We start from the raw sequence: 10,585 nt of genomic DNA, 5'->3' as shown, positions 1-10,585 counted from the left end.
CATCAGGCGGCGCGTCCGTTCGTCCAACATCGGCCAGACCGACGCGAACTTCCGCCGCAGCAGAGCGTCCGGCTTCATGCACGGTCATGATAGCGACCAGGAGGCGGAACTTGCTAGCTTTATTTATTAACGACGCCTTACGTAGGCGAGCAGCCCGGGGCGCGAGGCCGCACCCAGTCCACGCTGCGCCTCGTCGCCCAGCTCGAGGTTGTTCCTGGCGGCCGCCCCCTCGATCCGCCGCGCACGCTCCCAGAGGGGCCGGGCGCCGTGGAGATCGCCCATGAACTGCCGTAGCGCCGCCAGGGGGCGTAAGCCCGCCGCCACATCCGGATGCGCCGGCCCCAGCGCGCGCTCCCAGATGGCGACGGCGCGCTCGTAGAGCAGGCGTGCCCGCGTCGTGTCGCCCGTCGCCTGCTCCAGCGCTCCCAGGTTGGCCAGGCTCGTGGCCACGTCGGGGTGCTCAGGCCCGAGGACGCGCTCCCGGATGCCCAGCGCGCGCTCGTAGAGCGGCCGGGCTGCGCCCAGATCCCGTGCCGAGTGGAGGAGGGCGGCGAGGTTGTTGAGGCCCAGCGCGACATCCGGGTGCTCAGGCCCGAGCCGGCGCTCGGAGATGGCCAGAGCCCGGTCGAGCAGTGGCCGGGCGGCGGCCAGGTCGCCGGCTCCCCGGAGGAGCACGGCGAGGTTGCCGAGCGCGGCGGCCACGTCGAGGTGGTCAGGCCCGAGCCAGCCCTCCGTGATCGCGAGCACCCGCTCGTGGAGCGCCCGGGCTTCCGCCACCTGGCCCATGGCCTCGAGCAGCGAGGCGAGGATGCCGAGACCGCCGCCGACGCGCGGATGATCGGCGCCGAAGGCGTCCTCCTGGATGCGGAGCGCCCGCTCGGAGAGCGCCCGGGCCGCGGCGTAGTCACCCGTGACGCGCACGAGGCCGGCCAGATTCAGAAGGCTCGCGGCGACGAGGGGATGCGCGGGCCCGAGGGCGGCCTCCTGGATGCGGAGCGCGCGCTCGAGCAGGGGCCGGGCCCCGGCATGCTCGCCGACGGCTGCGAGAAGCGCGGCCAGGTTATTGAGGCTCACCGCGACGTCGGGATGGCCGGGGCCGAGCGCCCGCTCCTTGACGCGGAGCGCGCGCTCGTGGAGCGCCCGCGCCTCGTCGAAGTCGGCGGTGGCCTCGAGGAGGGCGGCCAGGTTGTTGAGCGCGTCGGCGACGTCGGGATGGCCGGGGCCGAGCGCCTGCTCCTTGATCGCGAGCGCCCGCTCGTAGAGCGCTCGGGCCCGGGCGTGCTCGCCGGCCTCCTTGAGCACCAGGGCCAGGTTATTGAGCGCCGAGCCCAGGTCGGGATGCGCTGGCCCGAGGGCCTGCTCGTTGATCGCGAGCGCGCGCTCGTAGCCGGCCCGCGCGCCCGCGAGGTCGCCGGTGGCCCGGAGGAGCCCGGCGAGGTTGTTGAGATCCGTGGCGACCCCTGGGTGATCGGGCCCGTGGGTCGCCTCGTCGATGGCGAGCGCCCGCTCGTACAGGGGGCGCGCCGCCGCGTACTCCGCGGCGGCCGTGAGCACCAGGGCAAGATTGCTCAGCGGGGTAGCCAGCGCCCGGTGAGCGGGCCCCAGCGCCTGCTCGGTGAGCGAGACGGCGCGGCGCAGCGCCTCCGCGGCGCCGCCGAGATCGCCCGCCCGATAGAGCCTGACGCCCTCCTCGTTCAGGCGCTGTGCCTCGGCCGCGAGGTCGCCGCCGCCGGCCGCCTGCCCGCTCGCCGGAGCGCTCCAGGTCAGGGCCAGGAGGAGCCCGAGCAGCGCGGTGCGGAGTCGTCGGCCGTCGAACGGGCCGGGGGTCAGGTCTTGCATTACGACAATGTGCGATTGCAAGACCTGACCCCGCCCTCAGGTTTTCTCGAAGTCGATCCGCTCGGTCACCGGCAAGTCCTTGAGATGGCGGCGAAGGCAGTCCAGCCCCAGCTCCACGGCGCCCAGTCGCACCCACTCGCGCCCGCCGAGGATGCGACTGCGCCGAGAGGCGACGTCCTGCTCGGTTGCGATGGCCAGGCAGATGGTGCCCCCGAGGTCGAACCGGTCCGCGCCCTCGTCGAGATCGATGAGCACCGCCAGGGCATGGGTGGAACCGGTGTGACGCCGCGCGGCGCGCGCCACGGCCTCGGCCGTCTCGCGGGTGATGGCACCCGGCAGCGCAGCGCCGTCGAGGCCGACGGCCGAGCACAACTCGGTCAGGTCCCGCGCGACCACGCCGCGGCGAAAGACCCGTTCCGCCTCCGGGAGGTGGGCGATGCGTCCGGCGATCTGCCCACCGGTGAAGGTCTCCGCGATCGACAGCGAGGCCCGGCGCCTCGTGAGCTCCGCCAGGACGACCCCCTCCAGCGTCTGATCGTCCTCCGCCAGGATGAAGTTGCCGAGCCGCTTGCGCACTTCCCGTTCCACGGGGTCGAGCTTCCTCCGGATGTCGTCCATGTCGGCGCCGCGCACGGTGAGCTTGGTCTCGAGCTGTGGGTAATGGGCCCGGAAGCCGAGCTTCACGCTCCCGTCGGGGATGAGCGCCTCCACGCCGGCCAGCAGGGTATCGACATGCGATTCGCCCAGCCCGTAGGAGTGGAACCGCTTCAACACGATGGCCGTCTGCAGGCCGCTGCGCGCGAGCAGTCGCGGGATGACCTGCTCCTCGAGCATCCGGCGGAGCTCGCGCGGCACCCCGGGGGTGAAGAAGAAGCGGGCCCGGCCGATGTCGAGCGCGAAGCCGCAGGCGGTCCCGATGGGGTTGTCGAGCATCTCCGCGCTGGCGGGGAGCATGGCCTGCTTCCGGTTGTTGGGCGGCATCACGCGGCTGCGCCGGCGAAAGAACTCCTCCATGCGCCCGAGCCACGCCTCGTCGAGGACGAGTGAGACGTCCGCGGCCTGGGCCGCGACTTCCTGGGACAGGTCGTCCACCGTGGGCCCCAGGCCCCCGTTGACGATGACCGCGTCGGCCCGCTCCCCCGCCAGCTGGAAGGCCCGCAGCAGGCTCTCCCGATCGTCGCCGACCGTTGTGCCCCAGCGGACCGCGAGCCCGACGTCCTCGAGCCTCTGGCTCATGTACGAGAAGTTGCTGTTGACGATCTTCCCCGTGAGGACCTCATCGCCCGTGCAGATGATCTCGATGCGCATCCCCGAGCGGGGTCTCCGGGTCAGCGCCGCAGCACGTCGGGGTTCACGACGTTGATGGGCCTGCCGCCGGCGTAGGCGAGCATCTGGTCGAAGATCATGCTGCACATGATCTCGAGCTGGTCGCGCTCCACGTAGCCGAGATGCGGCGTCGAGACCACGCTGTCCATGGAGAGGAGCGGATGGCGGGCGCCCAGGACCGGCTCGTCCTCGAAGACGTCCACCGCGGCCAGGCCCGGCCGCCCGGCGCGCAGAGCGGCCTCGAGCGCTCCCGGCGCGATGAGCCCGGCCCGGCTGGTGTTGACGAGGAGCCCCGTCGGCTTCATCCGCCCGAGATCGGCCGCCGTGACCATGCCGCGGGTGGCCTCGAGCAGCCGCACGTGGAGCGACAGGACGTCGGACTCCTCGAAGAGCGCCTCCCGGCTCCGCGCCACCGCGTAACCGTCCTCGCGCGCCCTGGCCAGCGACCCCTCGCCTCCCCACACCAGGACCTGCATGCCGAAGGCCCGGCCGTAACCGGCCACGACGCCTCCGATCCGGCCGTAGCCGTAGATGCCGAGCGTCTTCCCCCGCAGGCCCGTCCCGACCGGGTAGGCCTGCCACGTCCCTGCGCGGAGCGCGGCCATCTCCTGGGGAATGCGCCGGACCGAGGCGAGGATCAGCCCCCAGGTCAGCTCGGCCGTCGCATAGGACGGACGGCCCGGCGCCATGTAGGAGGACACGATCACGCCGCGGCGGGTGCAGGCCTCGACGTCGATGTGCGGGTACACGCTCATCTGGCTGATCAGCCGGAGCTTGTCGAGGCGCTCCAGCAGGGGCGCGCGGATCGGCGTGCGCTCGCGGATCAGCGCCAGGGCCTCGGTGTCCTTGAGCCGTGCGGCCAGCGCGTCGAGGTCCTTGGTGTGGTCGGTCCAGATCGTGACGTGGTGGCCCGTCACCTTGCCGAAGCACGCGAGCGTCCGGATCGTGTCCTGGTAGTCGTCGAGCACCGTGATGTTCATGTCAGCCTCTCCGGGGTCGAGCTCGCCCCGGACAGCCTAACATGGCTCAGTCCCGGGAGGTGTCGGGAGGGGGGAACTCCGCTGGATGGTGAGCCGGGGCGGCCATGGGACCCGCGCCGGATGGAGGCCGGGGGCCCTCCCCGCGGAACACGCTGAGTCGCCACCCGCGGCAACGGTTCATACGCAGCCACGACACCGACGTCTTCGGCTCCGGCATCGCGCAGAAGCCACGGTCCCGCGGGGAGGGCCCCCGGCCCCACCCGGCGGCGCCTGTCAGCGAACCGCTGAGATCAGCGGCGGGCGCCCGGCGGCCCCGCCCGCCCGGCGCCGCCCAGCAGCGCCGTCACCTCATCCGGAAGCGCGGCCCGGCTGAGGGCCTCGTCCCTTTCGACCTTCCCCGAGCGCACCAGCTCCGCCAGCGACTGGCTCATGGTCTGCATGCCGAACCGCTGGCCGGACTGGAGCATCGAGTAGATCTGGTGGATCTTCTCCTCGCGGATGAGGTTCCGGATGGCGGGGGTCGGCACCATGATCTCCATCGCCATGGCCCGCCCGCGCCCGTCGGCGGTGGGGATCAGGGTCTGCGAGAGCACGCCCTCCAGGACCAGGGAGAGCTGCGCACGGACCTGACCCTGCTGCGCCGTCGGGAAGACGTCGATGATGCGGTTGATGGTCTGCGCGCAGGAGTTGGTGTGCAGGGTCCCGAACGTCAGATGGCCGGTCTCGGCCACGGTCAGGGCCGCCTGGATCGTCTCCAGGTCCCGCATCTCGCCCACCAGGACCACGTCGGGGTCCTGCCGGAGGATGGCCTTGAGGGCCTTCGGGAACGAGTGGGTGTCCGAGAAGATCTCGCGCTGGTGGACCAGCGACTTCTTGTGCTGGTGGACGAACTCGATTGGGTCCTCGATGGTGACGATGTGGGCTCGCCGCCTCGAGTTGATGCGGTCGATCATGGCGGCCAGGGTCGTCGACTTCCCCGAGCCCGTGGGGCCCGTCACGAGGACGAGGCCCCTGTGCCGCTCGGCGAGCTGCTGGACGATGGCGGGCAGCTGAAGCTCCTCGAAGGTGCGCACCGCATAGGGAATCACCCGCATCGCGGCGCAGACCGCGCCCCGCTGCCGGTAGACGTTGCAGCGGAAGCGCGCGAGGCCCTCCACGCCGAAGGACAGGTCCAGTTCGTTCTCCTCCTCGAAGCGCCGCTGCTGCTCTTCGGTGAGCACGCTGTACATCAGGCGCTGCGTGTCGCCCGGCATGAGCGTCTCGAACTGCTCCAGCGCCTCGAGGTTCCCGTTCAATCGGATCTGGGGATACGTCCCGCAGCTGAGGTGCAGATCCGAGGCCCCGCGTTGCACCATTGTCGCCAGCAGTTCCTGCAGGTTCGCGGCCATCGTATTCCTCCTGTGGGCTCGCCGTGGGGTCCCCGCCGTGCCGCCGCGGGGTCCGGGTCAACTCGACCGCAAGCCCTGTGCCAGACGCCTGGGCCCAGGAGCACGATGCGCCCGGACGCGCTGCAAGCCCTTGTTCTGTTGCGTCTCTGGATCGCCCCCAAGGGCCCGCCCTTCCAGTGCACCGGCGGGCGGACCGACTCTGCACCGAGATCCCCGACAGCCGGGCACTGCCCTCCGACAAGGAGTGAGAGCTTCCACTGACAATCCACGGCAGGCCGGGAGGCGGCGCGAACCTGCCGGGGGACGCCCGAGATGACCCTGGCTCGGCTCAGTTCCGGGGGAGCGCGAGGGTCACGGTCCGGAAGATCTGGTCCAGATCGAAGGGCTTGCTGACGCTCGGTCGTCCCGTTACCTCGAGGAACTCGGACACCTCCCGGCTCAGCGTGTCGCCGGTGAGGAAGACGGTGCGCGCCACCAGGTGCGGGTGGAGTCGCTCGAGCTCACGGTAGAGACCCGGGCCGTCGAGCCTCGGCATCTTGATGTCGCTGAGGATGAGGTCGTAGGCGCGCCGGCCGAGCTTCTCGAGCGCGTCGAGGCCGTCCGTCGCCGTGTCCACCTTGTGCCCCTTGGAGGTCAGGAGCTCCGCAAGCAGGGCCCCCACCTCCGTCTCGTCGTCCACGACCAGGATGACCCCGCGCCGCTCCGGTTCACTCGGCGTCGTCTCGCGGGGCTCCCCGGCCGGCTCCGGCGCCGCTGCGGTTGGCAGCTCGACGACAAAGGTCGCGCCCTGCCCGGGAGCGCTCGTGACGCCGATGGTGCCGTCGTGGCTCTCGGCGATGCCCTGGCAAAGGGACAGGCCGAGTCCCGTTCCCTGGCCCACCGGCTTCGTGGTGAAGAACGGCTCGAAGATCCGTTCGCGGATGTCGTCCGGGACGCCCGGCCCGCTGTCCGCCACCTCGAGGCGCAGGCGCTGCCCGCCGGCCTGGGTGCGCGTGGTCAGCCTGAGCCGGCGCGGCGACGGGGTCTCGCGCATCGCGTGGTGGGCGTTCGTCACCACGTTGACGACCAGCTGGTGGAGCTGGTGGGCATCGCCCCAGGCTGGCGGCAGGGCCGGGTCGAGGTCGAGTGTCACGGAGACGTCGTCCACGCGCAGCGCATAGGCGACCAGCTCGACGGCCTCGCTGACGACCTGGTTGAGGCTGACCTCCTGCCGCGCCGGCGGGCGCTGGCGCGCCAGCGCGACGAAGTTCTTGACGATGCGCGCGCAGCGCTCGGCTGCGGCCGCCAGCTTCTGCGCCGAGGGTCCGAGCGCTCCGCCCTGGAGCGCGTCCCGGAGCATCGCCGCGCGCCCGGTCACCACCGTCAGCGGGCTGTTCAGCTCGTGGGCGACGCCCGCGAGGAGCTGGCCCATGCCGGCCAGCTTCTCCGTCTGGTAGAGGGCCTCGCGCTGCTGCCTGAGCTCCTCGTCCATCCGCTTGCGCTCGGAGATGTCCTGCTTCACCGCGATGAAGTGGGTGATCTCGCCGCCCCCGGCGCGCACCGGCGTGATCACCTGCTCCTCGGTGTAGAGGGTGCCGTCGTGCCGCCGGTTGACGAGCTCGCCCCGCCACGCCGCGCCCGAGAGCACGGCCTCCCACAGCCGGCCGTAGAAGGCATGGTCGTGCTGTCCTGACCTCAGCAGGCGAGTGGTCTGGCCGAGCGCCTCGGCCGCCGGGTAGCCCGTCATGCGCGTGAACGCCTCGTTGACCCACACGATCCGGGCCTCCCGGTCGGTGATGACGATGGCGTTGGCCGCGGCATTGAGCGCGCTCGCCTGAAGCGCGATCTCCTCCTGGGCCCGCCGCTGGTCGGTCACGTCTCGCGAGTTGACGACAGCGAGCGCGGCGCCAGTGTGGTCGACAAACACCTGGCCGATCGAATCGAGTCGCCGCCAGGAGCCGTCTTGGTGCCGGACCCGGAGCTGCATCGCGTGCGGCGTCCCCGGCACCCGGAACCCCTCCGCGATCCGCGCCGCCACCCCGGGACGGTCGTCCGGATGAACCAGGTCCAGGGCCGGCTGGCCGATCCGTTCGTCGGGGGTCAGGCCGAGGATGCGCGTGACGGCGGGGCTGTCGTAGACAACCCGCCCGGTGGCATCGACAACCGTCACCATGTCGAGGGCGTTCTCCATGAGCGACCTGTAGAAGCGCTCGTTCTCCCTGAGCGATGCCTCAGCCCGGCTCCGCTCGGCCGCCGCCGCCTCGAGCGAGCGGGCCACCTGTTCGACCTCGAGGACCGAGGACGGCGGCCGGCGGATCGCCTCGCCCCGCCCGAGGGCCGCGGCGGCGTCGGAGAGGGACGCGATGCTCCCGGCGATCCGGCGGCCCACGAGCGGGGCCAGGAGCACGGCGACCAGCGCCACCACGAGCCCTCCGCCTCCCAGCCCGACGAGGGAGCGCCGGATCGGCGCGTGGACCGCCTCCACCGGGACGTCGAGCAGCACCGTCCAGCCCACCCGTGGCGAATGGGTGACCGCCGTGTAGACACGGCCCCCCTCGGGCGTCGTGTCGAGGAACGAGCCCTCGCCCGCCGTCGTGATCTTCCGGATGCGCTCCGGCGTTGCCGGCTCGCCCGGGAGCTCGGGCAGCCTGCCAGTCCTCGCAACCGTCACGTGGCGCCGGTCGAGGATCGCGGCCGTCCAGCCCGGCGGGAGCGGCCGGCGGGCGATGGAGTCAGACAGGCTCGATGCGCGGACGGCGGCCGTGAGGACATAGCGGATCTGGCCGTCGCTGGTCACCGGGACCGCGACCCAGATGATCCGCTCGCCGCTGCCCGTCCCGACGAAGAGATCGGAGACGGCGGGTCGACCGGTCTCGAACACGCGGCGGAGGACCTCCGGGTTCTCGGCAGGCGGCAGCTGCTCCTCGAACGGATGCAGGACGTCGAGGACCAGCCGGCCCGAGGGATCGGCGAGGGCGACCGTCACCCAGTCGGGACTTGCGGCGCGAGCGCGCACGGCGGCGCGGTAGAAGCGCGCGAGGTCGCCGCTGTCGAGGGCGGCCGAGATGGCCAGCGTTTCCAGCGCGGCGGTGTAGCTCGACAGCTGAGCGTCCACCGAGAGGGCGAGGGTCTGGCCCCCGGCGCGCAGCGCGGTCTCGACGGCATCCCGCGCGTCCCGGGCGTGGACCCAGACCACGACGCCCGTGAAGAGGAGCATCGGCAGGACGACGGCGCACGCCAGGACGATGAGCTGAGTCCGGAGTCCGTGTCCCCTGATCCGAGCACTCACGCGGTGCCCGACGGCGGATCTTGGCCCCGGACCCTGCCTGGTCATGGCTCTCGCGTGAGCCCGTGACGGAGCGCCTCGACGAACGTGTCGGTGACGCGGGGGTCCCAGGCCCCGGCGTCGGTCTCGCGGCGCAGGATCTCCACCGTCTGGGTCTCGGAGAACGAGGGCTTGTATGGGCGAGCCGTCCGGAGGGCGTCGTAGACGTCGACGACCGCCATGATCCGGGCGCCGAAGGGGATCGAGTCGCCGCGGAGCCCATCCGGGTAGCCGGAGCCGCCCCAGCGCTCGTGATGATGGCGGATGATCGGCCGGACGCTGTCGAGCGTGCGGAGCCCGCGGACGAGGTCCGCACCCACGGCGGAATGCGTCTGGATGCGCTCCCGCTCGGCGGCCTCCAGACGGCCGGCCTTCAGGAGGATCCCGTCCGGCACCGCGATCTTTCCGAGGTCGTGCAGGAATCCGCCGAGCCGGAGCGCCTCGATCGTCGCCTCGTCCGCGCCGAGCGCTTGCCCCAGGGCGACCCCGTAGCGGCCGAGGCGCTCGCAGTGACCGCCCGTGTAGGGGTCCCGGGACTCGATGGTCGCGCCGAGCGTCGTGACGAGGAGCGCCGCACGCTCCAGCTGGTCCACCAGCGCCTTCACGCGCAGCAAGGTGTCCACGCGGGTGCGCAGCTCGAGCAGCTCAACCGGCTTGGAGAAGAAATCGTCGGCGCCCGCCTCGAGCCCAGCCACACGCGCGTCCAGATCCGACTGGCTCGTCAGGAGGACGACGGGAGTAAGTTGAGACCGGTGATCCCTCTTGAGCCGGGCCGTGAGCTCGAGGCCGCTCATCGCCCCCATGTTGACGTCGGTGAGCACCAGGTCGGGCGGCGCCACCTCCACCGCGCCGAGCGCCGTTTCCGCCGACTCCGCCGTGACCACGCGGTAGCCCAGGGCCGAGAGATGCTCCCGGAGCACGTCGCGCAGGTCGGCCTCGTCCTCCACCACCAGGATCGTTTGGTCGGGCACCCCGTCCTCCCGGCGCTCGCCTACCCGCGCCCCGCGGAGGCCTCGCAATACGAGACGTTTGACATACTAACGTTCTGAGATAGTATCTTTGGGGTGGAATACTAGTACATCTGAGGCACTTGAGTCTAGCCGATTGCCTGTCTGAAGCAGGCCTGTGTACGGGGGAATCTCGGGCGTCGGCACCAGAACTGGCTGCGCGGAGCCAGAAGCTCGCGCGCGGCAGATGCTCCGCGCCCACCACGCACGCGCGACCGGTTTCCGACGACGACGGCCGGGTGTCGCGTCTCTTCCGACGCGAACCCAGGAGGGAGACAGGCGACCATGGAGCGGACGATTCTGGTGGCGGAGGACAGCCGTACGCAGGCGGTGCGGCTTCGGCTCCTCCTCGAGGGGGCGGGGTACCGGGTCGACGTTGCCTCCAACGGTCGGGAGGCCCTCGAGCGCGCGGGGCTCTCGCGGCCAGACCTGATCGTCTCCGACATCGCGATGCCCGGGATGGACGGTTATGAGCTCTGCCGGGCGCTGAAGTCGGCGGAGGCGTTGAGGCGGATCCCCTTCGTGCTGCTCACCGAGCGACACGCGCCCACCGACATCATCAAGGGGTTCCAGTGCGGGGCGGATAACTTCATCACCAAGCCGTTCGAGGACGAGCAGCTCCTGGAGCGCTTCCAGCGGATCTTCTCCCATCTCGAGCTGCGCCAGGGCGGCCGGCTCGACGTCGAGATCACCCTCGGCTCCGGCGGGCAGCAGGTCGTCATCAATCCCGACAAGCAGCAG

General features: G+C 71.5%; 6 protein-coding genes and 1 pseudogene. 1 reads left to right on the top strand and 6 read right to left on the bottom strand.

Annotated elements, in window-relative coordinates:
* Nucleotides 1-126: 126 nt before the first annotated feature.
* The 6 genes from HYV93_11585 to HYV93_11560 form a co-directional block, all read right to left on the bottom strand.
* A complete protein-coding gene (locus HYV93_11585) occupies nucleotides 127-1,839 on the bottom strand; it encodes a tetratricopeptide repeat protein (GenBank protein MBI2526616.1) in 1,713 nt (570 codons plus the stop codon).
* Between the two features lie 36 nt (nucleotides 1,840-1,875).
* Complete coding sequence (locus HYV93_11580; protein ID MBI2526615.1) at nucleotides 1,876-3,147, bottom strand: CinA family nicotinamide mononucleotide deamidase-related protein; 1,272 nt, start codon at nucleotides 3,145-3,147, stop codon at nucleotides 1,876-1,878.
* Nucleotides 3,148-3,167: 20 nt separating this feature from the next.
* On the bottom strand, nucleotides 3,168-4,145 hold the full coding sequence (locus HYV93_11575; protein MBI2526614.1) for a D-2-hydroxyacid dehydrogenase family protein: 978 nt from the start codon (nucleotides 4,143-4,145) through the stop codon (nucleotides 3,168-3,170).
* Nucleotides 4,146-4,435: 290 nt separating this feature from the next.
* Nucleotides 4,436-5,533 carry a type IV pilus twitching motility protein PilT gene (locus HYV93_11570; GenBank protein ID MBI2526613.1) on the bottom strand — a complete coding sequence of 366 codons (1,098 nt, stop codon included), beginning with the start codon at nucleotides 5,531-5,533 and terminating at the stop codon, nucleotides 4,436-4,438.
* A gap of 328 nt (nucleotides 5,534-5,861) precedes the next feature.
* A complete protein-coding gene (locus tag HYV93_11565) occupies nucleotides 5,862-8,801 on the bottom strand; it encodes a PAS domain S-box protein (protein MBI2526612.1) in 2,940 nt (979 codons plus the stop codon).
* Nucleotides 8,802-8,842: 41 nt separating this feature from the next.
* On the bottom strand, nucleotides 8,843-9,808 hold the full coding sequence (locus HYV93_11560) for a response regulator (protein ID MBI2526611.1): 966 nt from the start codon (nucleotides 9,806-9,808) through the stop codon (nucleotides 8,843-8,845).
* Between the two features lie 321 nt (nucleotides 9,809-10,129).
* Here HYV93_11560 and HYV93_11555 point away from each other — a divergent pair.
* A pseudogene (locus HYV93_11555) lies at nucleotides 10,130-10,477 on the top strand (response regulator).
* Nucleotides 10,478-10,585 lie beyond the last annotated feature (108 nt).

The sequence above is a fragment of the Candidatus Rokuibacteriota bacterium genome, assembly GCA_016188005.1.
In the GTDB taxonomy this organism is placed as follows: Bacteria; Methylomirabilota; Methylomirabilia; order Rokubacteriales; family CSP1-6; genus UBA12499.
This window is presented reverse-complemented; position numbering and strand designations above follow the sequence as displayed.